The sequence below is a fragment of the Silvania sp. genome (genome assembly GCF_051656365.1).
In the GTDB taxonomy this organism is placed as follows: Bacteria; Pseudomonadota; Gammaproteobacteria; order Enterobacterales; family Enterobacteriaceae; genus Enterobacter; species Enterobacter hatchlandensis.
Window position 1 is genome coordinate 46,738 of record NZ_JBOGBT010000075.1, and the last position, 22,937, is coordinate 69,674.

24 protein-coding genes are annotated in these 22,937 nt (G+C 56.0%); 11 read left to right on the forward strand and 13 right to left on the reverse strand.

The genetic code is table 11. The features are described from left to right. Window positions 1–96 precede the first annotated feature (96 nt). From ACRDD5_RS14485 to mgrB, 3 genes are all read right to left on the reverse strand, one after another. Window positions 97–1,086, reverse strand: coding sequence for an MBL fold metallo-hydrolase (locus ACRDD5_RS14485; protein WP_438677131.1), 990 nt, complete (start codon window positions 1,084–1,086; stop codon window positions 97–99). An 18-nt stretch (window positions 1,087–1,104) separates the two neighbouring features. After that, the gene (locus ACRDD5_RS14490) at window positions 1,105–1,395 is read right to left on the reverse strand and encodes a YebO family protein (protein ID WP_438677132.1); all 291 of its coding nucleotides are present in this window, start codon (window positions 1,393–1,395) and stop codon (window positions 1,105–1,107) included. Window positions 1,396–1,469: 74 nt separating this feature from the next. Continuing rightward, complete coding sequence (gene mgrB, locus ACRDD5_RS14495) at window positions 1,470–1,613, reverse strand: PhoP/PhoQ regulator MgrB (RefSeq protein ID WP_271284001.1); 144 nt, start codon at window positions 1,611–1,613, stop codon at window positions 1,470–1,472. A 160-nt stretch (window positions 1,614–1,773) separates the two neighbouring features. On the opposite strand from mgrB, the gene ACRDD5_RS14500 reads away from it, so the two are divergent. Beyond that, window positions 1,774–2,013 (forward strand): YobH family protein, encoded by a 240-nt coding sequence (locus tag ACRDD5_RS14500; protein ID WP_271268442.1) that lies wholly within the window; start codon window positions 1,774–1,776, stop codon window positions 2,011–2,013. Between the two features lie 55 nt (window positions 2,014–2,068). Here ACRDD5_RS14500 and kdgR read toward each other — a convergent pair whose 3' ends face one another. Further along, on the reverse strand, window positions 2,069–2,860 hold the full coding sequence (gene kdgR / locus ACRDD5_RS14505; protein ID WP_271284000.1) for a DNA-binding transcriptional regulator KdgR: 792 nt from the start codon (window positions 2,858–2,860) through the stop codon (window positions 2,069–2,071). 177 nt (window positions 2,861–3,037) lie between these two features. Here kdgR and ACRDD5_RS14510 point away from each other — a divergent pair, with 177 nt between their 5' ends. Then, window positions 3,038–4,411, forward strand: coding sequence for an MFS transporter (locus ACRDD5_RS14510; protein ID WP_271283999.1), 1,374 nt, complete (start codon window positions 3,038–3,040; stop codon window positions 4,409–4,411). 45 nt (window positions 4,412–4,456) lie between these two features. Here ACRDD5_RS14510 and htpX read toward each other — a convergent pair whose 3' ends face one another. From htpX to ACRDD5_RS14530, 4 genes are all read right to left on the reverse strand, one after another. Next, window positions 4,457–5,338, reverse strand: coding sequence for a protease HtpX (gene htpX, locus ACRDD5_RS14515; RefSeq protein WP_271283998.1), 882 nt, complete (start codon window positions 5,336–5,338; stop codon window positions 4,457–4,459). Between the two features lie 193 nt (window positions 5,339–5,531). After that, window positions 5,532–7,580, reverse strand: a complete 2,049-nt coding sequence (gene prc, locus ACRDD5_RS14520) for a carboxy terminal-processing peptidase (protein ID WP_438677133.1) — start codon at window positions 7,578–7,580, stop codon at window positions 5,532–5,534. Between the two features lie 19 nt (window positions 7,581–7,599). Beyond that, window positions 7,600–8,286, reverse strand: coding sequence for an RNA chaperone ProQ (proQ, locus tag ACRDD5_RS14525; RefSeq protein WP_271283996.1), 687 nt, complete (start codon window positions 8,284–8,286; stop codon window positions 7,600–7,602). A gap of 97 nt (window positions 8,287–8,383) precedes the next feature. Beyond that, entirely contained in the window at window positions 8,384–8,881 is a 498-nt protein-coding gene (locus tag ACRDD5_RS14530; protein ID WP_438677134.1) for a GAF domain-containing protein, read from the reverse strand. 131 nt (window positions 8,882–9,012) lie between these two features. Here ACRDD5_RS14530 and yebS point away from each other — a divergent pair, with 131 nt between their 5' ends. The 5 genes from yebS to ACRDD5_RS14555 all read left to right on the forward strand — a co-directional run bounded on the left by yebS (window position 9,013) and on the right by ACRDD5_RS14555 (window position 15,056). Beyond that, window positions 9,013–10,296: a membrane integrity lipid transport subunit YebS gene (yebS, locus tag ACRDD5_RS14535; RefSeq protein WP_438677135.1), complete on the forward strand. Its 1,284-nt coding sequence runs from the start codon at window positions 9,013–9,015 to the stop codon at window positions 10,294–10,296. Beyond that, on the forward strand, window positions 10,265–12,898 hold the full coding sequence (locus ACRDD5_RS14540) for an MlaD family protein (protein WP_438677136.1): 2,634 nt from the start codon (window positions 10,265–10,267) through the stop codon (window positions 12,896–12,898). The genes yebS and ACRDD5_RS14540 overlap by 32 nt, the downstream gene beginning before the upstream one ends. Window positions 12,899–12,974: 76 nt before the next feature. Continuing rightward, window positions 12,975–14,417: a 16S rRNA (cytosine(1407)-C(5))-methyltransferase RsmF gene (gene rsmF, locus ACRDD5_RS14545; RefSeq protein ID WP_438677137.1), complete on the forward strand. Its 1,443-nt coding sequence runs from the start codon at window positions 12,975–12,977 to the stop codon at window positions 14,415–14,417. 103 nt (window positions 14,418–14,520) lie between these two features. Next, window positions 14,521–14,760, forward strand: a complete 240-nt coding sequence (locus ACRDD5_RS14550) for a YebV family protein (protein ID WP_271283991.1) — start codon at window positions 14,521–14,523, stop codon at window positions 14,758–14,760. A 104-nt stretch (window positions 14,761–14,864) separates the two neighbouring features. Further along, entirely contained in the window at window positions 14,865–15,056 is a 192-nt protein-coding gene (locus tag ACRDD5_RS14555) for a YebW family protein (RefSeq protein WP_271284287.1), read from the forward strand. On the opposite strand, the gene pphA is transcribed toward ACRDD5_RS14555, so the two are convergent. Both pphA and ACRDD5_RS14565 read right to left on the reverse strand, forming a co-directional pair. Then, window positions 15,057–15,701, reverse strand: a complete 645-nt coding sequence (pphA, locus tag ACRDD5_RS14560) for a protein-serine/threonine phosphatase (RefSeq protein ID WP_438677138.1) — start codon at window positions 15,699–15,701, stop codon at window positions 15,057–15,059. Window positions 15,702–16,173: 472 nt separating this feature from the next. Then, entirely contained in the window at window positions 16,174–16,512 is a 339-nt protein-coding gene (locus ACRDD5_RS14565) for a YebY family protein (protein WP_271283989.1), read from the reverse strand. A 171-nt stretch (window positions 16,513–16,683) separates the two neighbouring features. On the opposite strand from ACRDD5_RS14565, the gene ACRDD5_RS14570 reads away from it, so the two are divergent. The 3 genes from ACRDD5_RS14570 (at window position 16,684) to exoX (ending at window position 18,367) form a co-directional block, all read left to right on the forward strand. Then, window positions 16,684–16,914 (forward strand): DNA polymerase III subunit theta, encoded by a 231-nt coding sequence (locus ACRDD5_RS14570; protein WP_271283988.1) that lies wholly within the window; start codon window positions 16,684–16,686, stop codon window positions 16,912–16,914. Between the two features lie 109 nt (window positions 16,915–17,023). Continuing rightward, a complete protein-coding gene (locus ACRDD5_RS14575) occupies window positions 17,024–17,680 on the forward strand; it encodes a nitrilase-related carbon-nitrogen hydrolase (RefSeq protein ID WP_271283987.1) in 657 nt (218 codons plus the stop codon). A gap of 24 nt (window positions 17,681–17,704) precedes the next feature. Beyond that, complete coding sequence (exoX, locus tag ACRDD5_RS14580) at window positions 17,705–18,367, forward strand: exodeoxyribonuclease X (protein ID WP_271283986.1); 663 nt, start codon at window positions 17,705–17,707, stop codon at window positions 18,365–18,367. On the opposite strand, the gene ptrB is transcribed toward exoX, so the two are convergent. From ptrB to yebF, 3 genes are all read right to left on the reverse strand, one after another. Then, a complete protein-coding gene (gene ptrB, locus ACRDD5_RS14585) occupies window positions 18,349–20,424 on the reverse strand; it encodes an oligopeptidase B (protein WP_438677139.1) in 2,076 nt (691 codons plus the stop codon). The two genes, exoX and ptrB, sit on opposite strands and share 19 nt — an antisense overlap. Window positions 20,425–20,513: 89 nt before the next feature. Beyond that, window positions 20,514–21,164 carry a tellurite resistance TerB family protein gene (locus tag ACRDD5_RS14590; RefSeq protein WP_438677140.1) on the reverse strand — a complete coding sequence of 217 codons (651 nt, stop codon included), beginning with the start codon at window positions 21,162–21,164 and terminating at the stop codon, window positions 20,514–20,516. A gap of 87 nt (window positions 21,165–21,251) precedes the next feature. Further along, entirely contained in the window at window positions 21,252–21,605 is a 354-nt protein-coding gene (gene yebF, locus ACRDD5_RS14595) for a protein YebF (protein WP_271283983.1), read from the reverse strand. Between the two features lie 151 nt (window positions 21,606–21,756). Here yebF and purT point away from each other — a divergent pair, with 151 nt between their 5' ends. Then, window positions 21,757–22,935, forward strand: coding sequence for a formate-dependent phosphoribosylglycinamide formyltransferase (gene purT, locus ACRDD5_RS14600; RefSeq protein ID WP_271283982.1), 1,179 nt, complete (start codon window positions 21,757–21,759; stop codon window positions 22,933–22,935). Window positions 22,936–22,937 lie beyond the last annotated feature (2 nt).

Below are 22,937 nucleotides of genomic sequence, written 5' to 3' on the forward strand. Positions count from 1 at the left end.
CTGCATCAAAAAAAGGCAAGCAAAACGTTTCGATTAAAATAATGTATGACTGTCGTCGACTTAATACAGAATATTCAATAACCCGGCGCTGAGTTGTTATAAGGATAAATATTGACCGATCTTCAGGATGTGAAAGCGACTGTTATCCGGTGCCACATCCTGTAACGCCTGGCTTAGCTCGTTAACCGGCTCGTCAAGCGACTCATCTGCCAGCTCAAACACCCCCCAATGAACCGGAATAGCCAGCGGCATGCCCAGTTGCTGCCAGAGGGCGACGGCCGACTGCGGATCCATATGATTAAGTGACATGAACCAACGTGGTGCATAAGCCCCCACAGGTAAGGCAACCGTATCGAGCTTTCCCAGACGTTCCGGAATAGTGAGCAGCTCCGGGGAGTAGCCGGTATCACCGCTAAACCAGAAGCGCTGGTTTTTCCCTTCCATTACCCAACCACACCACAGGGCGCGATTACGATCCCACGGGCGGCGCATGCTCCAGTGTTGGGCAGGCACAGCGGTAAACGTCAGGCCTTCAAAAACGTAGCTTTGCCACCAGTCCAGCTCAACAACATGCTTTGCGCCACGACGACGGCACCAGTCGCCGAGCCCTAGCGGTACAAAAAAGGTGAGCTGCGGGAAGCGCTTTATCAGCTGGCGCACCGTGGCGTTATCCAGATGATCGTAATGATTATGGGAAATCACCAGCGCATCCAGCGGGGGAAGTGCGGCCACCGACATCACGGAAGGGGTTTTTCGCTGCGGCCCGGCAAAGGGTAAAGGGGATGCGCGATGGGAAAAAACGGGATCCGTCAGAATATAGCGACCAGCAAGGCGCAGTAGCAGACTGGCGTGTCCCAGCCACCAGACACCGTCTTCCGCTTCGCTGTTCAGCGTAACCGGTTGCCACCACTGGCTGATAAAATGATCGTAGCCTTGAGAAGGCGGTTTGGGCAACCCGGCGGCTTTACGCGCTTTACGCCAGCGTTCGACATCGCCAGGTTGATGAGCAGGGGCATCGGCATTGCGAAAACCCTGCGGAGTATGGTGTGCAAGGGAGGAATTATACCAGGGATTTCTCCAGGCCATGTTCTCCTCCCGGTCTGCTTAGCGCTCAGCCACCAGACGAATAAAATCATCGTCTTGATTGCTTGCCGCTTCTTCTGCCACTTTCGGCGCCTCTTTTACTTCCGGTTCGTTGGCATCGCACAGGCGACGCAGCAGCGCGTTCTGACGCTTTTGCAACTCCACCAGCGTTTCCAGTAGTTCAATCTGCTCGTTGGTACGGGAACTGGCACGGTTAACAAAAAACCACGCGACCAGACCTGCCAGCAGCAAGACAAACGAAACAACCAGTGATGCCACACTCAACATCCCGGCATTCAGTAACTCACCCATTTCACCCCCTCAATAAAAGCGCTCATCTTACCACTCGCATTCAGGAAGGAAATCATTTGCGCGAAAAATGACGCTTACCAGGGGATAAACTTATTAACAGAACAGATACCGCTAAAAAACTGTACATCCTGGTCGCACATCACGTTAAGGGTCTGTGTCCAGAGCACCACGCAGGCAATCAACACCACAGCCAGGATAATCCAGCGTATTTTTTTCACTCCACTCTCCGTCCTCTAACCTCATGTTTCCAGGTTATCATGGGCAACTTAAACCACGGCTAACCGTAATGCGAACACGTTGCTTTCGGAATCATACACTTGTTTAAGTGACTGTATCGATTACGCTAAGCGGCAGTCATATAAAAACTATGAGGCCATAATGCGCTTTTTTATTCGCACACTGATTGTTATAGCACTCGTCTGGACTGGTTTGCTGCTTGCAGGCTACGGGGTGCTGATTGGCAGCAAAGAGAATGCCGCCGGACTGGGGATCCAGTGCCAGTATCTCACCGCGAGGGGGATTAGCACGGCGCAGTACATTCATTCCGACAGCGGAATTATCGGACTCTCCCGCTGCCCGCTGCTGCGTAAGAGCGAGATGGTGGTCGATAACGGTTAACCGGATGCATAAAAAACGCCGCCATCAAGGCGGCGTTTTTCATTGCTGGTCTCAATCAGAACGGATAGTCGTTATAACCCATCTGTTCAGAAATCTTCCGTGCCGCCGTATGCAGCATTGCCACATACTCATGCAGATGCTCTTCAGAGAAGCGCAGCGTCGGGAAGGAGATGCTCAGACCGGCGATCACTACTCCAAAGCGGTCGAATACCGGTACGCCAATGCAGCGTAAGCCTTCTTCCTGCTCCTGGTTATCTTCGCCGTAACCTTGCGTACGCACCTGATCCAGAACCTGCAGCAGCTCTTCCGTGCTGGTGATGGTCCGGTCAGTGCTGCGCTTATACTCAACGCCTTCGAGGATTTGCTTCACCTCTTCACGGTCGCGCCACGCCAGCAATACTTTACCGATAGCGGTACTGTACAGCGGGTTACGACGACCAATGCGGGAGTACATACGCAGGTTGTACATGGAGTCGATTTTATGGATGTAGACTATGCTGTCTTCATCCAGCGCGCCCAGGTGAACGGTCTCTTTCGTCAGGCGAGAGAGTTCACGCATCTGAATATCCGCGCTACGAATAAGATCGACATTCTGCAGCGCGCGTGCGCCCAGCTCGAACAGTTTCAGGGTCAGCGAGTATTTTTCTGACTCACCTTCCTGTGCGACATAGCCCAGTGACTTCATGGTCTGCAAAAAGCGATAAACAGTGCTTTTCGACATCATCACACGCTGTGACAGCTCGGTAATACCAATTTCGCGCTCTTCTCCAAGCGCCTGCAGGATGCCAAACACCTTCAACACAGAAGAAACAGAATCTGGTTGTTTATCCAAATCTGCGATTGCCATTCATCACCTCAACCCAAGTGTTTTATAAAATTCAGAACCGGTTTTTATTATAAATTCGTCGCCGCCTTGCTGCAAACGATCCTGGCTCACCTGGTTACAAATCTGCGACATATAACCAAAATAACGGTGCTAAACTCACTATCCTCATAATAATCACCATAATGCTAATTAATTCCCATGACGATAACCCCTTCAGATGGACTGCCGTTGCCCCAGCGGTATGGCGCAATTTTTACGATTATTATCGGTATTTCGATGGCCGTACTGGATGGCGCGATCGCCAACGTCGCCCTGCCGACCATCGCCAGCGATCTCAACGCCTCCCCTGCCAGCTCTATCTGGGTTGTTAACGCCTACCAGATAGCGATTGTTATCTCGCTGCTGTCGTTCTCTTTTCTCGGCGATATGTTTGGCTATCGCCGGGTATACCAGTGCGGGCTGGTGGTGTTTACGCTGACATCCCTGTTTTGCGCCCTTTCGGACACGCTGCACCTGCTGACGCTGGCGCGTATTGCTCAAGGTTTTGGCGGCGCAGCGCTGATGAGCGTTAATACCGCATTGATTCGGCTTATCTATCCCCAACGCCAGCTGGGACGCGGGATGGGGATAAACTCGTTTATTGTCGCCGTGTCATCTGCGGCGGGACCGACGATAGCAGCGGCGATCCTCTCCGTTGCCTCCTGGCAGTGGCTGTTTTTGATCAACGTCCCGCTGGGTATCATCGCCCTACTGTTCGCCCTGCGCTATCTGCCGGCTAACGGGGTCAAAAGCAATATGCCGAAGTTCGATCTGCCAAGCGCGGTGATGAATGCCCTCACCTTTGGCCTGCTGATCACCGCCCTGAGCGGCTTTGCTCAGGGTCAGTCGCTGACGCTGATTGGCGCAGAAATCGTGGCCTTGCTGATCGTAGGCTTCTTTTTCGTGCGTCGCCAGTTGGCGCTGCCGGTGCCGCTGCTGCCGGTGGATCTGCTGCGCATTCCGCTCTTTTCTCTCTCCATCGGCACCTCGATCTGTTCTTTTTGCGCGCAGATGCTGGCTATGGTGTCGCTGCCCTTTTTCCTGCAAAGCGTGATTGGCCGCTCTGAAGTGGAAACCGGCCTGCTGTTAACGCCCTGGCCGCTGGCGACTATGGTGATGGCGCCGCTGGCGGGCTATTTGATTGGCCGGGTGCATGCAGGATTGTTAGGCACGCTGGGAATGGGGGTAATGGCCGTCGGTCTGTTTGCGCTGGCCCTGCTGCCGGCCGCCCCTCACGATCTGGATATCATCTGGCGGATGGTGCTCTGCGGGGCCGGTTTTGGCCTGTTCCAGTCCCCCAATAACCATACGATTATCACCGCAGCCCCCCGCCATCGCAGCGGTGGCGCCAGCGGCATGCTGGGTACCGCCCGACTGCTGGGGCAAAGTACCGGTGCGGCGCTGGTGGCGTTAATGTTCAACCTGTTCGGCCAGGGCGGCACCCACGTGGCGCTGTATACGGCCGGAGCGCTGGCGACCGTCGCCGCGATTATCAGCGGCCTACGGGTCACGCAGCCACAGACACAGGCATAAAAAAAGCGCGTCATTCGACGCGCTTTTCCTTTTTAACCTGCCGGATTACTTCAGGTATTCCCCGTTGCGCAGCGCTTCAATACGCTTATCCAGCGGCGGGTGAGACATAAACAGCTCGCTCAACGACTTCGATTTACCGTTAATGCAAAACGCCATCATGCTGGACGCCTCCTGCGGCTCGTAGCTGGTTTTCAGGCGCTGCAGGGCGGCAATCATCTTCTCGCGGCCCACCAGTTTTGCGGAACCTGCATCCGCGTGAAACTCGCGGTGACGAGAGAACCACATGGTGATGATGCTTGCCAGAATACCAAACAGCAGTTCCAGTACCATGGAGACGGCAAAGTAGATCATCGGGTTGCCGTTGCTGGATTCGCCCTCTTCACGGTCGCCGCCCATAAATCCGGCCGCGATCTGCGCCAGAATACGGGAGATAAAGATCACGAAGGTGTTCACAACACCCTGGATCAGAGTCATGGTGACCATATCGCCGTTAGCAATATGGCTGATTTCATGGGCAATAACGGCTTCCGCTTCGTCACGACTCATATTCTGTAACAGCCCGGTACTGACCGCTACCAGAGAGGCATCGCGGCGTGCACCGGTCGCAAACGCGTTAATATCCGGTGCGTGATAGATAGCAACCTGCGGCATCGCAATCCCCGCCTGGCGGGACTGGTTCGCCACGGTGGTCATCAGCCAATGTTCCATATCATTACGCGGCTGCTCAATAACCTCGCCACCCACGGATTTCAGCGCCATCCATTTGGACATCAGCAGCGAGATAAAGGAACCGCCGAAACCAAACAGCAACGCCATAATTAACAGGCCGGAAATGCTGCTTGACTGAATTCCTGTCAGGCTAAGCACCAGCCCGAAAACCACCATGACCGCAAGGTTGGTGAGCAGGAAAAGCCCGATTCGCATCATAATTTTCTTTTAACCTCAGTTTAACAAAACGCATATTACGATTACCCACATCGTATGGGTATTCGGCGTATTTTCAAGGTTTGGCGGGGTGTAAGTCACCAGAAAGACACAACTTTACACTTTCAGATCACTGGCTGACGGCAGGATGCGGTTAACAAAAAAACAGGCACAATTTCTTGTGCCTGTTGGAGGACTATTTTGCCGGTGCAGGGTCGCTGGCAGGATGATCTTTTTCAAGTTTCGCCAGGTCAATGGCGATTTTGACCGTCTCATCGAGATACGGATCGGGTTCCTGATAATCCTTCGGCAGATCGTCGAGCTTTTTCAGCTCTGGCTTGCCTTCGCGCTTGAAGCGGTCGTTGATGCGCGCCAGGCGCGTAGCATCATCTTCGTCATTCTCTTTCAGACGCTGAGCGTAATTCAGAGAGACGATATTGCGCTTCGCTTTCAGGGCATTGAAACGGGCAATGTCCTTCGCGATGTACTGGAACTCAGGATCCTTCGCGATACGCTCATCGTGCTGTTTGAGCAATGCCGGACCAAACTGGCTGATATCACCCGATTTGACGTAGGTGGCAGCATTAATGCTGTCCCACGGCAGGGCGTTATCTTCGAATTTCTCGCCGGTTTCCGTCTCTTCATTGCCGGTCGGCATGATGATATCCGGGGTCACACCTTTACGCTGGGTACTGCCGCCATTCACGCGATAGAACTTCTGAATGGTGTATTGTACCGAGCCCAGCGCAGGCCATTCCGGACGCAGCATCTGGTCGTAAATACGGTTCAGGGAGCGGTACTGCTGCACCGTGCCTTTACCGAAGGTAGGTTCACCGACCACCAGCGCGCGGCTGTAATCCTGCATCGCAGCGGCAAAGATCTCCGATGCCGAGGCGCTGAAGCGATCGACCAGCACCACCAGCGGACCTTTGTAGTACACCACGCCATCAGTATCGGCATCTTCACGCACTTTACCGTTGTTGTCGCGCACCTGCACAACCGGACCGGACGGAATAAACAGACCGGAAAGCGATACCGCTTCGGTCAGTGCGCCGCCGCCGTTCGTGCGCAGATCGATGATCACGCTCTTCACGTTCTGTTTTTCCAGCTTCTGCAGCTGGACTTTGACGTCGTCCGTCAGACCAACGTAGAAGCCAGGAATATCCAGCACGCCGACTTTATCTTTACCGACGGTTTTCACCGACATTTTCACCGCGCGATCTTCCAGACGGATGCGCTCACGGGTCAGGGTAACGATACGGGTTTTGGTGCCTTTACCGGCAGGCAGAACTTCCAGGCGAACTTTGCTGCCTTTCGGCCCTTTAATCAGAGCAACCACGTCATCCAGTCGCCAGCCGATCACATCCACCATGTTCTGCCCGGTCTGACCCACGCCCACAATGCGATCGCCTACGCTTATCGCCTTGCTTTTGGCTGCCGGGCCACCGGCGACCATAGAGTTGATCACGGTGTAGTCGTCATCCATCTGCAGTACGGCACCAATCCCTTCCAGAGAAAGACTCATCTCCGTATTGAACTGTTCCGTGTTGCGCGGGGACAGATAGTTGGTGTGCGGATCGATTTCGTGCGCGAAGGCCGTCATCGCCAGCGAGAACACATCTTCACTGTTGGTCTGCGCCAGGCGACGAATGGCAAATTTGTAGCGGCGGGTCAGCGTTTCGCGGATCTCTTTCTCATCTTTACCGGTGAGTTTGAGGCTCAGCTCGTCGTACTTAACTTTGCTGTCCCACAGCGTGTTGAGCTCGGCTTCATCTTTCGGCCACGGCGATTTACTGCGGTCAAGATTAAAGGTGTCGTTACCCGTGAAGTTCATCGGGCGCTCGAGCACCTTGAGCGCGTATTGATAGCGCTCAAAACGGCGTTTCTGCGACAGGTTGTACAGGTCGTAGAACAGGTCCAGTTTGCCGCTGCGTAATTCATCGCCGACGACAGACTGTCTTTTGGTAAATTGTTCGACATCGCTGGCCAGCAGGACGTTGTGACTGTAGTCCAGCAGGTTCAGATAGCGGTCGAAAATTTTAGCCGAGAAAGCCTGGTCGAGGTCGAACTGACGGTAGTGCGAACGGGTGAAGCGCGACGAAACGCGCTCACTGACCGTCGCGTGCTGTGTCTCTTCCTTCAGAACAGGAATCTGATCAACACGCGTAATCTCGTCCACAGCGAAGGCGTGGCCTGTTATAGCAAACAGGCCAGCCAGCGCGGTGAGCTTAAAAAATGTGTTCATGCCGGGCCTGGCCTCCGTTTCAGAACAACAAGTGTTCTGCGCGTACAATCATTGACATACCAGAAGTCAGCTGTACACGAACGCCATCTTTGGTGATTTCCAGTACGGTGGCGTCCATCGCATTGTTGCCCGCTTTTACTTTCAGATTCTGACCGACGCTGAGGGCGTTAATGTCAGAAACCGGAGTATGGCGCGGCTCTTCACGAGGTGCGCGTGGGGCTTTAGCCGCTGGTTGATCAGCACGTGGCTTACGCTCGGTATTCTCTTTGCGACGCGGCGCTGGGCGCGGTTTGCGTTCGCGACGAGGCGCGTCTTCTTCACCATTGGCCGCTGCAGCTTCGCGTTTTTTCGCTTGCTGTTCGGCACGCTGGGTCTGGACACGCGCTTTGGCTTCTTCAAGCTGCTTGCGAGCATGTTCAACGTGCTGCTCATCCAGCACACCGCACGGGTTGCCGTCGAGATCGACACGCGTCGCACCGGCTTTGATACCGTAAAGGTAACGCCAGCTTGAAGTATAAAGACGCAGAGCAGAACGCAGTTGGGTTTTGCTGAGACTCATCTCACCTTCAACACGTTCTACCAGATCCTGAAAAATACCAATTTTCAGGGGACGAGCTTCGCCTTCGGCACTAAAACATTGTGGAAAACGTTCGGCCAAGAACGCGATGACTTCTTTACTGCTATTCAACTTAGGTTGATTTTCCATGAAATTTCCTGATTACAACGGACGTTGCCGACAAGCCGCAGGCATGAACAGGCGACATTATAATGACGCCATCCGTAAATGCTACGTTATCCGTTGATTATCCTGCGACGCGCGCAAAGAATTTTTGATAATCGGTCGCGGCGAGGACGTTTTCAAGATTCGCCACCAGCTCGCGCAGGCCCTGTTCATCGTTGGCTGTAAAGCGACTGAAGACAGTGCTGTCGATATCCAGTACACCAATAATCTGCTTATTAACCACCAGCGGCAGAACGATTTCCGCGTTGCTGGCGCTGTCGCAGGCAATATGCCCGTCGAATGCGTGGACATCGTCGACACGCTGCACCAGGTTTTGCGCCACGGCGGTACCGCACACGCCACGCCCGACAGGAATACGCACGCAAGCCAGTTTGCCCTGGAAAGGCCCCAGCACTAACGTCTCGCCTTCCAGCAGGTAAAAGCCGGCCCAGTTGACATCGGACAGACGCTCAAAGAGGAGCGCGCTGGTGTTGGCCAGCGTAGCCAAAAAACTGGTTTCGCCTGCCATCAATGCCTGAAAGTCGCGATTTAGGTCCGCGTAGAATTCTGTTTTGTTCATTATTCAATCACTTGGTTGTCTTACTGAGTTACAGCATAGCCTATTAAAATACGCATTATTTACGTTCATGCTCAAGATGAATCAATTCATGAGTTAAGATAACTAGTAACTATTCATTCAATGCGCGACTCATGGCTCTTAAAACACCCAAAATCACGCCGGTCAGAAAGATAACGATTCATACGGTCGGCGATGCGCTTCCTCGTGCACATTATCAGCGTTGCCCCCAATGCGATACGCTTTTTACGCTGCCAAAGATGAAATCACACCAAAGTGCTTTTTGTCCGCGCTGCAACGCAAAAATCCGCGATGGACGCGACTGGTCATTGACCCGGCTGGCGGCGATGGCCGTCACCATGATGCTGCTGATGCCGTTTGCCTGGAGTGAACCGCTGCTGCGGTTATATCTGCTGGGCGTGCATATTGACGCCAACCTGCTGCAGGGGGTCTGGCAGATGACCCGTCAGGGCGATCCCCTTACCGCCTCGATGGTGCTGTTTTGTACCGTGGGTGCGCCGGTGGTGCTGGTGGCGTCCATCGCCTACCTGTGGTTTGGCAACATTCTGGGGATGAACTTACGCCCGGTGCTCCTGATGCTCGAGAAGCTCAAGGAGTGGGTGATGCTGGATATCTATCTGGTGGGGATTGTCGTTGCCTCCATCAAAGTCCAGGATTACGCTTTTATCCAGCCAGGAGGCGGCCTGTTTGCGTTTATTGCGCTGGTCGTCTTAAGTATTCTGACCCTGATCCATTTAAACGTGGAGCAGCTTTGGGAACGCTTCTATCCCCAGCGCCCCGCCACCCGCTACAATGAGCAGCTGCGGGTCTGTCTGGGTTGCCACTACACCGGGCTGCCCGACGCGCGTGGCCGCTGCCCTCGCTGCCACATTCCCCTGCGGCTGCGACGCAACAACAGTCTGCAAAAATGCTGGGCGGCGCTGATCGCCTCGATGGTGCTGCTCTTACCGGCCAACCTGCTGCCAATCTCGGTGATTTACGTCAACGGCGCGCGTCAGGAAGATACCATTATGTCGGGGATCATCTCGCTGGCAGACAGCAATATCGCGGTCGCCGCGGTGGTGTTTATCGCCAGTATTCTGGTTCCCTTTACCAAAGTGGTGGTGATGTTTACCCTGCTGATCAGTATTCACTTCAAATGTGAACAAGGGCTAAAAACCCGTATACAGCTGTTGCGTTTTGTCACCTGGATTGGCCGCTGGTCAATGCTGGATCTGTTTGTTATTGCGTTGATGATGTCGCTGATTAACCGCGATCAGCTGCTCGCTTTTACTATGGGACCCGCCGCGTTGTACTTCGGTACTGCGGTGATATTGACTATTCTTGCAGTGGAATGGCTGGATAGCCGCTTACTTTGGGATGCACATGAGTCAGGAAACGCCCGCTTCGCCGACTGAAGCGCGAATTAAAACAAAACGTCGTATTTCGCCATTCTGGTTGCTGCCGGTCATCGCTTTGATGATCGCCGGCTGGCTGATCTGGACCAGCTACGAGGATCGCGGCAATACCATTACTATCGACTTCCAGAGTGCTGACGGCATCGTACCTGGCCGCACGCCCGTACGTTTTCAGGGGGTTGAGGTGGGTACCGTCCAGGATATTTCGCTGGATAAGAAGCTGAATAAAATTAACGTCCGCGCCAGCATCAAATCCGATATGGAAGATGCCTTGCGGGAGGAGACGCAGTTCTGGCTGGTGACGCCCAAGGCCTCGCTGGCGGGTGTGTCCGGGCTGGACGCACTGGTGGGCGGGAACTATATCGGCATGATGCCGGGCAAAGGTGAGCCACGAGATCACTTTACTGCGCTCGATACCCAGCCGCGCTATCGGCTCAACAATGGCGATCTGATGATCCATCTGCACGCCTCGGATCTCGGTTCGTTGAACAGCGGCTCGCTGGTCTATTTCCGCAAGATCCCGGTCGGGCGGGTCTATGACTACGCCATCACCCCCAATAAACAGGGGGTGATCATCGACGTGCTGATCGAACGGCGCTTTACCGCGCTGGTGAAAAAAGGCAGCCGCTTCTGGAATGTCTCCGGCGTCGATGCCGATCTGAGCCTGAGCGGGGCGAAAGTGAAGCTCGAAAGCCTGGCGGCACTGGTCAATGGGGCTATCGCCTTTGATTCACCGGAAGGTTCGACCGCTGCGGCACAGGACGATGATTTTGGCCTGTACGAAGATCTGGCCCACAGCCAGCGCGGCGTGATTGTGAAGCTGGCCCTCCCCTCTGCCGAGGGTCTAAAAGCGGACGCAACGCCGCTGATGTACCAGGGGCTCCAGGTTGGACAGCTCACCCGCCTGACGCTGAATCCCGGCGGTTCAGTAACCGGTGAAATGACCGTCGATCCCAGCGTGGTCGATCTGCTGCGTGACAAAACCCGCATTGAACTGCGTAACCCTAAACTGTCCCTCAGCAACACCAACCTCAGCAGCCTGCTCACTGGCAGTACTTTTGAGTTGCTCCCGGGGGGAGGGGAACCGGCCAGCAGCTTTGTGATTGCCCCGGCCGATAAAGCCCTGCTGCAAAAGCCGGGCGTATTGACCGTGACGCTCAACGCGCCGGAAAGCTACGGCATCGATGCCGGTCAGCCGCTGGTGTTGCACGGGGTGCAGATTGGGCAAGTGCTGGAGCGAACCTTAACCGCCAAAGGCGTGGCTTTTGCGGTAGCCATCGATCCGCAGTATCGCGAGCTGGTGCACGGCGACAGCAAATTTGTGGTTAACAGCCGGATCGATGTCAAAGTCGGTCTCGACGGCGTCGAGTTTCTGGCGGCCAGCGCCAGCGAATGGATAAACGGCGGGATCCGCATTTTACCCGGTGAAAAAGGGGCAATGCGCGACAGCTACCCGCTGTTTGCCAATCTCGATAAGGCAATCGAAAACAGCCTGAGCGATCTGCCGACCACCACCCTGACGCTGGTGGCCGAAACCCTGCCGGACGTTCAGGCGGGATCAGTGGTGCTGTACCGTAAATTCCAGGTGGGGGAAGTGATCACCGTCCGGCCTCGCGCCAATGCGTTCGATATCGAACTGCACGTGAAGCCGGAATACCGCAAGCTGCTGACCAGCAACAGCGTCTTCTGGGCCGAAGGTGGCGCCAAAGTGCAGCTCAACGGCAGCGGACTGACAGTGCAGGCATCTCCCCTCTCCCGCGCACTGCGGGGTGCTATCAGCTTCGATAATCTGAGCGGGGCGAGCGCCAGCCAGCGCAAAGGCGATAAGCGGATCCTCTATCCGTCCGAAACCGCCGCCCGCGCGGTGGGTGGTCAGATCACGCTGCACGCTTTTGACGCGGGTAAACTCGCCGAAGGGATGCCGGTACGCTATCTGGGAATCGATATCGGTCAGATTCAGACTCTCAAGCTGATCACCGCCCGCAACGAAGTGCAGGCCACGGCGGTGCTGTACCCGGAGTATGTGGATAACTTCGCCCGCGCCGGAACGCGTTTTTCGGTGGTGACGCCGCAAATTTCTGCCGCAGGTGTGGAGCATCTGGATACCATTCTGCAGCCGTACATCAACGTCGAGCCCGGGCGAGGCAATCCGCGCCGCGACTTTGAGCTCCAGGAAGCCACCATTACCGATTCGCGCTATCTCGACGGTCTGAGCATCGTGGTAGAAGTGCCGGAGGCCGCATCGCTTGCGATTGGTACGCCGGTGCTGTTCCGCGGAATGGAAGTGGGTACGGTAACGGGCCTGACGCTGGGCACGCTGTCTGACCGGGTGATGGTTGGCCTGCGCATCAGCGATCGCTACCAGCATCTGGTGCGCAATAACTCGGTGTTCTGGCTGGCCTCCGGCTATACGCTCGATTTTGGTTTGACCGGCGGAGTAGTGAAAACCGGCACCTTTAATCAGTTTATTCGCGGGGGTATCGCCTTTGCCACGCCGCCAGGCACGCCGCTGGCGCCGAAGTCACAGCCCGGCAAGCACTTCCTGCTGCTGGAAAGCGAGCCGAAAGAGTGGCGCAGCTGGGGTACCGCCCTGCCGCGCTAACCCTCACGCTCCGGTGGCAACCCACCGGAGCGTTTGTGGTACACTGCGCGCCTCTTTGACTCCCTGTGGTGCGCCTGTGGCTCAACGTTCCGTCTATCTCCCTGAAGAATTTCTGGCGCAAATGCGCCAGGCCTTGCCTGAACATCTCTCTTTTGATGCGTTTATCGCCGCCTGCCAGCGCCCGCTGCGCCGCAGTCTGCGCGTTAATACGCTGAAAATTAGTGTCGCCGATTTCCTTACCCTGGTGGCGCCCTACGGCTGGCAGCTCACCCCCATTCCGTGGTGCGAAGAAGGATTCTGGATCGAGCGTGACGACGAGGAAGCGCTGCCGCTGGGCAGTACCGCTGAACATCTGAGCGGACTGTTTTACATTCAGGAAGCCAGCTCCATGCTGCCGGTTGCCGCCCTGTTCGCCGACGGACAGACGCCAGCCCGAGTGATGGACGTCGCCGCCGCGCCGGGTTCTAAAACCACGCAAATCGCTGCCCGCATGGGCAACCAGGGCGCTATTCTGGCAAATGAGTTCTCCGCCAGCCGCGTTAAGGTGCTGCACGCCAACATCAGCCGCTGCGGGATTAGCAATGTAGCGTTAACCCATTTTGACGGTCGCGTGTTTGGTGCCGCACTACCGGAAGCCTTCGATGCGATCCTGCTCGACGCCCCCTGCTCCGGCGAAGGCGTGGTGCGCAAAGATCCCGACGCTCTGAAAAACTGGTCTGTCGACAGCAATCTGGCCATCGCCGCCACCCAGCGGGAGCTGATCGACAGCGCCTTTCACGCCCTGCGTCCCGGCGGCACATTGGTGTACTCCACCTGCACCCTGAACCGCGACGAGAACGAAGACGTGTGCCTGTGGCTCAAAGCCCAGTATCCCGACGCCGTCGAGATACTGCCGCTGGGCGCGCTGTTTACCAGCGCCCGCGACGCCGTCACGCCGGAAGGGTTCCTGCACGTGTTCCCGCAAATTTTTGACTGCGAAGGCTTCTTCGTTGCCCGTCTACGCAAAACCGCGGCCGTTGCGCCTCTGCCTGCACCTAAATTCAAAGTTGGCAACTTCCCCTTTGTGCCGATGAAAACCCGGGAAAGCGCGCAGATCGCCGCAGCCGCCGGTCAGGCCGGCATTGCCTGGGGCGATAATCTGCGCCTGTGGCAGCGCGATAAAGAGGTGTGGTTGTTCCCGACGGAGATTGAACCGTTGATCGGTAAAGTGCGCTTCTCCCGCATCGGCATCCGGTTAGCCGAGACGCACAACAAAGGCTACCGCTGGCAGCACGAAGCCGTTATCGCGCTGGCCGGTAAGGACAACACATTCGCATTAACCCAGCAGGAAGCCGAAGAGTGGTATCGCGGGCGCGACGTCTATCCGCAGGACACCCCGTCCGGCGATGATGCTGTTGTAACCTATCAAGGTTTTCCGATTGGTCACGCCAAAAAAGTGGGTTCGCGCCTGAAAAACAGCTATCCACGCGAACTGGTGCGCGACGGGCGGCTGTTTACCGGTAACAGCAACGACAGCTAAAAAAAGCATTTTTTTACTGGCGGATTTGCTCTCCATTGACCAGGCTAAAAAGTGGGCGACCATACTGGTCGTACCAGAACAGAGCACCACATCGGAGAGCATTATGACGAAAACCAATGTGCGCATTGGCGCATTCGAAATCGATGATGCCGAGTTAAACGGCGATACGCAGGGCGAGCGAACGTTAACGATCCCCTGCAAATCCGACCCTGACCTGTGCATGCAGCTTGATGCCTGGGATGCAGACACCAGCGTTCCGGCAATCCTTGATGGCGAACATTCCGTTCTTTACCGTGAGCATTACGACCAACGTTCTGATGCCTGGGTCATGCGCCTTGCCTGATCCGGAGAGAACCCGCCCGCAGGCGGGTTATTTATTGCCTGCATTCCCCCTACCTCGCAATCTTCCCCTACAATATCAACTGAGTAGTTAATGTTGAGGGAATGATGTTCGCACTGGTACTGTTTATCTGCTATCTGGACGCTGGCTGCGAGGACATCGTGGTAGATGTGTACAACACCGAACCACAGTGTGTGGCATCGATGGACGATCAACGTATTCGCCACGGTGGTTGCTTCCCGGTTGAAGATTTTATCGACGGCTTCTGGCGACCGGCGCAGGAGTACGCGGAAATGTAATCACTGCAGTTGCGCCAGAGTTAACGCGCCGCCAAACACCGCCCCGGTGTCGATATAGTGCAGGTTGTGGCTATCGAAACGCTGGTGGAGCGGCGTGTGCCCAAACCAGAAATGATCCGCCCCGCTTATCCCCTCACCTTCGCCGGCCATCAAGCCGCGCAGGCGATCCCGGTCCCAGAGCGTACGCTGTTTATCAACCGGTTTATCCAGCGCATAGTGCGCCGCCGGATAGTCGGCATGGGCAATCACGTTAACCCCATTGGCGCAGGTAATTTCGATAATCCACGGCAGGGCGTCGCAGCGGGTAAACAGATCCACGGCATGCTGCTTTTGCGCCCCTTTTAATTCAGCAAACCACACTCCGCCGTTCATCATCCACAGCGCAAAAGTGTGGGTGTGCAGCGCATCCAGAGCCATCTGCTCATGGTTTCCCCGCACGGCGTAAAACCACTTTTCATTTAACAGTTGCAGGCATTTCACGCTATCCGGCCCGCGATCGATCAGATCCCCGACGCAAATCAGCAGATCCTGATACGGATCCAGGCGGCGCTGTTTGATCGCGCCTATCAGCATCTGATAGCAGCCGTGCAGATCGCTGACCACCCAGACGTGTCGCCAGTTGTGACCATCAAGTTTGAGATACATAGCGCCTCCTCCGTTCAGTATAGTCCCTGTGGAAGGCCCGCTGCTGCACGCCGGAACGCGGTTTAACCACTAACCCCTGCTTTCACCGGTAATAAGCAATAATTTAACAAAACGGCTAAAAAGCGCTGGACTTCCTCATGCGGGAGTGTGGTATGGTTTAATGAAGAACAGAGGATGTTGCCTGCCTGTGAAAGTGCGTAACGGAAAAATACGTTTGCTTTCAACAGATAAAAAGAGACCGAATACGATTCCTGTATTCGGTCCAGGGAAATGGCTCTTGGGAGAGAGCCGTGCGCTAAAAGTTGGCATTAATGCAGGCTAAGTCGCCTTGCCCTTTAAGAATAGATGACGACGCCAGGTTTTCCAGTCCGCAGTAAAAGTGGCCTGAAAAAAAGCGTCAGCCTGTCCTTAAACACAAAAACCGCAACGCTTCCGAAGAGAAGCCTGCGGTTTTTTTATTGGAACCTGACAGCTAGCAGAGCGTTTCGGCGCGCGCTATAAACGGTTCAAGGCTCTTCTTCTGCGAAGGATTAGCCGGGTCGTCAATCTGGATAATGCTGATGGGTTTGCCAATGCTTTTGCCGCTGTCCACCTGCTGCTGCGCCGCATCGTTCAGCGGATACTGCACCAGGGTGCTGGGGTTGATGGCATACAGCGCGTGGCCCGGTCGGCAGGTCAGCATCACTTCTTCGCGGTTAAACGCCCATTTATCCTTACCCACTTCGAACCGGCTAACGGTAATCACCTGGGGTGCAGCCAGCGCCGCGCCAGAACAGGCCAGCAATAAAAGAGAAAGTACTGTTTTTTTCATCGTTTTTTACCTCGTCAAAACGCAATTGCGGCACCAGAACATATCGATTCACCCGCACAATGAGTGGCAGAGGATAACGCTGTATTATGATCGCGTCGAGGATCATCCTGCCCGGGCTTGTCAACGCGCTGCTGATTGGGTAACGTTGGCCCGCAAATGAAGGAGACGGAAATGAAGAGTAATCTCGCCACCCTCCCCCAGGAGGAGATGGACAAAGTGAATGTCGATTTGGCCGCCGCTGGTGTGGCATTTAAAGAGCGCTACAACATGCCGGTGATCGCCGAAGTGGTAGAACGCGAGCAACCCACGCACCTGCGAGACTGGTTTCGTCAGCGTTTAATTGCGCATCGTTTAGCCTCCGTTAACCTCTCCCGCCTGCCGTGGGAACCTAAAGTTAAGTAACCTTAAACAGAAGTTACAATTCCTTACACTGTTTATGTCAGGATAATAAAGCCCCAACCTATTCAGGGGCTTTATGAATCACTGCGACACGGTGCATAAGGAAATCACGATGTCTCACTGGAATATTGCGGCCGCTCAGTACCGCCCAAAGCACCACTGCGTAGACGACCATGTTGCGCACCACCTGCGCTTTATCTACGCCGCCTCCCTCCATCAGTGCAATCTGCTGCTTTTTCCGGAACTGTCATTAACCGGCCCGGCAGAGCACAACGCCGCGCTTCCTGCCCCGCCCGATACTCGCCAGCTCACCCCTTTGCTTGAGGCCGCGCACGGCTGTAACCTGTCAGTGATTGCCGGGATCACCGTGGAAGAGAAAGGCGTGCGGCGGCGAGGGCTGGCGTACTTCACCCCCAATAAACCGCAGGTGATGATTTACCCGCACGGAACCGGAGCCTGCGTGGAAAACGGCAACAGCAGCCTGACCATTGTCGATTTACACGCTGACCAACCAAACATCACGCCGGATGCCACGCTGTTTACCCATAACCTGGCGGTCAACGAATGTGACTGGTTCTCCTCTCTTGACCAGTTTCAGCAGTTTGCCCATCGCTATGCCATCCCGGTGCTGGTCGCTAACGGCGACGGCGGCAGCGCCCTGTGGGACGCCGGTGGGCAATTAATTGTGCGGGCTGATGGCGGTGAGCTACTGTTGACAGGCCGCTTTGCCGAGCAGGGTTGGCAAGGTGAAATCATTCCATTACGCTAAACGTTTTACGGCCAGGAGAGAGCCATGCTGCGTGTCATCGACACTGAAACCTGTGATCTGCAGGGAGGGATTGTGGAAGTGGCATCTGTCGACGTTGTGAACGGACAGATCGTCAATCCACTCAGCCATCTGGTGCGCCCGGATCGTCCGATCAGCCCCCAGGCGATGGCTATCCACCGGATCACCGAAGCGATGGTCGCCGATAAGCCGTGGATCGACGACGTGATCCCGCACTACCACGGAAGCGCGTGGTACGTGGCGCACAATGCCAGTTTTGATCGCCGCGTTCTGCCCGAGATGCCGGGGGAGTGGATCTGCACCATGAAGCTGGCACGCCGCTTATGGCCAGGGATTAAATACAGCAATATGGCGCTGTATAAGTCGCGTAAGCTCAACGTCAGGACACCGGAAGGGTTGCACCATCACCGCGCCCTGTACGACTGCTACATCACCGCCGCGCTGCTGATCGATATTATGAATACCACTGGCTGGACGCCGGATGAGATGGCGACCATCACCGGTCGCCCGGCGCTGCTGACCACCTTTACCTTCGGCAAATACCGCGGCAAAGCGGTGTCGGAAGTGGCGGACAAAGATCCGGGCTATCTGCGCTGGTTGTACAACAACCTGGAGAGAATGAGCCCGGAGCTGCGTCTGACCCTGAAACACTATCTGGGGGAAGCCTGATCTGCCGCCTGGCCTGTGAGTGATTCCTGCGCCAGGCCAACAATAAACGCATACTCCAGCGCCACCCCTTCGTACGACTTAAAGCGCCCGGACTTACCTCCGTGTCCGGCGTCCATGTCGGTGCAAAGTAGCAGCAGGTTATCGTCGGTCTTCATTTCGCGCAGCTTCGCGACCCATTTCGCCGGTTCCCAATATTGTACCTGGGAATCATGCAGGCCGGTGGTGACCAGCATATGCGGATAAGCTTTGGCCTCGATGTTGTCATACGGACTGTAGGCTTTCATATAGCGATAGTAGGTTTCATCCTGCGGATTACCCCACTCCTCATACTCGCCGACGGTCAGCGGAATGGTCTCATCCAGCATAGTGGTCAGCACGTCGACAAACGGCACCTGGGCTACCACGCCTTTAAAGAGCCCCGGACGTTGGTTGATCACGGTACCCATCAGCATACCGCCTGCGCTGCCGCCCATCGCAAAGCACTGAGAACGTTCGCCATAGCCCTGGTTCAGCAGACCTTCACAGACATCCAGATAGTCGTTAAAGGTGTTTTTCTTCTTCAGGAATTTGCCGTTTTCATACCAGTGCTGGCCCAGCTCGCCGCCGCCGCGAATATGGGCGATGGCATAGACAAACCCTCTGTCCAGCAGGCTTAACCGGCTGCTGCTAAAGTCCGCATCAATGCTGGAACCATACGAACCATAGCCGTAGATCAGTATCGGGTTTTTCCCTTTCTGGAAGTGATTTTTATGATAGACCAGCGATACCGGCACTTCGGTACCGTCACGGGCGACAATCCACAGGTGCTCGCTGCGATACAGTGCTGCATCAAAGCCTTTCACTTCGGCCTGCTTGAGCACCTTGCGCTGCCCGGTATCCATATCCAGCTCGAACAGGGTATCCGGGGTGGTCATTGATGAATAGCCGTAGCGCAGGCGCGATGATTCCGGTTCCGGGTTATAGCCAATCCAGGTGACGTAGGCGGGATCGTCAAACGCGATACCAATCACCTCCCGGGTCTTGCGGTTGATCCGCCGCAGGCTGGTCAATCCGCGCTGGCGCTCTTCCACCACCAGCCAGTCGGTAAACAGGGTAAAGCCCTCGAGCATCACCTGTTCACGCGACGGGATCAGCACTTCCCACTTACGTTCATCGCGGACCTTAGTTTTATACAGGCCAAAGTTTTTGCCCTCCCGGTTGGAGCGCAGATAGAAGCTGTGCTGGAAGTGATCGAGGCTGTACTCATGGTCTTTGCGCCGCGGCAGAAAGCACAGCGGCTGCGCGTCCGGCAGTTCAGCATCCAGCAGCAGCACTTCAGTGGTGGTGGCGCTGGCGAGATAAATAATGACGTAGTGCTTCGAGGTGGTTTTATGCAGGCTAACGTAGAAGGTTTCGTCTTTCTCTTCATACACCAGTTCGTCACTGGCCCCGGGCGTCCCTACCGTATGGCGCCATACCTGATAAGGGTGCAGCGTGGTGGCGTGTTTTTTGACGTAATAGACCGTCTCGGAGTCGTTGGCCCAGATAAAGCCGGGCGAGACGTTATCCAGCATTTCCGGATACCAGTTGCCGGTCTCCAGATTACGAAAACGTAAGCCGTACTGGCGTCGGGAGAGGTAATCTTCGGCCAGCGCCATAATCGCGTTATCCGGCGACACCCCCATTCCCCCGAGGGTATAAAATTCGCTGTGCGCTGCCCGCTGATTGGCATCCAGCAGGATCTCCCACTCTTCCCACTCGGCACAGAGCACCGACTGGCGCTGATAGATAGCGTATTCGTTGCCGGGTTCGTAAACGTGCCGGTAACGATAGCCGTTTCGGCTCCACGGCGCCGAAACATCGCGCTGCGGGACCCGCTCCACCATTTCACTGAGCAGGCGATCCTGCAACGCCTGCTGGGTGGCCATCACCTTGCGGCCATAGTCGTTCTCCGCGTGAAGGTAGTCCAGGACCTCCGGTTGCGAGCGGCTGTCGTCCCGCAACCAGTAATAATTGTCGGTACGCGTGTCACCGTGGACGGTGATGGCGTGCGGTATACGTTGGGCTTTAGGTGGCATGTCGGTAGGATTCTTTTGCGTTTTACACCCTATAAGGTTGGCAAAACATGCGCATGATGCAAGCGAAACGTGACAGCCGCAGGTAAAAACTAGCCCCGCAGCGCCAGTTTTTGCTGCTTAATATCCTGCTCAATGCCGTCGCGAACATCCTGCGGAATTTTCAGCGCGTCGCCCAGTGCACTGAGATAGCTGCGCTCCATAAAGTGATCGATATCGATCGCCGCACAGCTCAGGAAATAGAGCTCCAGCGCTTCCTCTTCATTCTGGATCCCCTGTGCCAGACGCGCAGGATCGAGCGGCTGTTCGATGGCGCGCGCCACCAGCGCCCGGCCCTGCTCTTCGATACCGGCTTCGCGCAGTTGCTGCTCGATGGCGGCACGCTCTTTATCATCAATGTGCCCGTCGCTCTTGGCGGCAAACACCAGCGCCAGGATCAGACGCTCGCTGCGCACGTCCAGCGCCGAGGCCTGGTGGCCAAACTGTGGCTCATCCTGATGGGCGTTGCGCACCTTTTCCTTGTATTTGTTCCACAGCACCGAGCCCGCAATAGCACCGCCACCGGCGAGTAACGCCCCGGTGCCATATTTGCTCAACAGTTTACGCGATGATTTGTTCGCCACCAGCAGCCCGGCGAGGCCGCCGAGTGCGCCCGGTACCAGCAGCTTGCTCAGTCCTTCGCCGGACGATGACGATGATTTCTGCCCCAGCAGCGACTGCAATTGATTCAACCAGTTTGACATGATTCCCCTCACGTTTCTGTGCATGAATTTCACAGCGTAAGCGAGGGGATGTCAGGAAATGTCTGCGGCAACAAAAGAAGCGAAAATTCACTTCCCGGACGTCTGATACTCCGCGCTACCCGCCTTGCAGTCGATCTTCACCTGATAATGGATGTCGCTGGTTTTTCCGCGCACCGTCAGCGGCACCGTCCAGCGATCGTTCTCGCCTTTCACCTGCTGAGGGTTGATCCAGGCGACCGGGTCGGCCTGCCCCAGCGTCTTCTGATCGTCAGCCCAGCGTACGATACGGTTTTGCAGATAATCCCGCTTCACGCTGGCCGCAATCCCTTCGGCATTCTGCCCTTCACAGGCCGGAAATTTGACCGTTTTGTTCTCTGCTGCCTGCGCCGTCAGGCTGCCAGCCAGCAACAGCATTGCTACCATTACCCCTGTTTTCTTCATCACGCGCTCCTTTGTTTTTGGTTCCCCAAAAGCATGGTCGAAAAATACAGCTATGCAAATAACGACCTGTCTGGCTGGGATTTTTTCGCAGGGCAAGACAGACGCAAACGTTTTCGTTTATACTGCGCGCAACTTTTTCAGGGGGAATAGTATGACTCTTTTAGGAACCGCGCTGCGACCGGCAGCAACGCGCGTAATGCTGCTGGGTTCAGGTGAACTGGGTAAAGAGGTGGCCATTGAGTGCCAGCGCTTAGGCATTGAAGTCATCGCCGTCGATCGCTATGCCGACGCACCGGCCATGCACGTGGCTCACCGGGCGCACGTCATTAATATGCTGGACGGTGACGCCCTGCGCGCGTTAATCGCGCTGGAGAAACCGGACTTCGTGGTGCCAGAGATCGAAGCCATCGCCACCGACACCCTGCTGGCGCTGGAGGCCGAAGGCCAGCGCGTGGTGCCCTGCGCCCGTGCGGCAAAACTGACCATGAACCGGGAAGGTATTCGCCGCCTGGCCGCAGAAGAGTTGTCTCTGCCGACCTCCCGCTACCGTTTTGCCGACAGTCAGGCCGATTTTTTACAGGCCGTGGCGGAAATTGGCTACCCGTGCATCATTAAGCCGGTGATGAGCTCCTCCGGTAAAGGCCAGAGCTTTGTGCGCAGCGCCGACCAGCTGGATAAGGCGTGGGAGTATGCCCAACAGGGCGGCCGCGCGGGTGCCGGACGAGTGATCGTAGAAGGCGTGGTGCAGTTTGATTTCGAAATCACTCTGCTGACCATCAGCGCCGTCGACGGGGTGCATTTCTGCGATCCGATTGGTCATCGTCAGGAAGATGGCGACTACCGTGAGTCCTGGCAGCCGCAGCAGATGAGCCCGCTGGCGCTGGAACGCGCCCAGGCAATCTCGCGCGAAGTCGTCCTGGCGCTGGGTGGCTACGGTCTGTTTGGCGTCGAGCTGTTCGTCTGTGGCGACGAGGTCATTTTCAGCGAAGTCTCTCCACGTCCGCACGATACCGGGATGGTGACCTTAATCTCGCAGGATCTCTCCGAGTTTGCGCTGCACGTGCGCGCCTTCCTCGGTTTGCCAGTCGGCGGCATTCGTCAGTATGGCCCGGCGGCCTCGGCGGTGATCCTGCCGCAGTTGACAAGCCAGAATGTCACCTTTGCTAACGTCGAGGCGGCGGTCGGCGCAGGCCTGCAGCTGCGTCTGTTTGGCAAACCAGAAATTGAAGGGTCGCGTCGTTTAGGCGTGGCACTGGCGGTGGGTAACACCACCGATGAGGCGGTCGAGCGGGCCAAAAAAGCGGCCGCGAGCGTCCAGGTCGCAGGATAAAA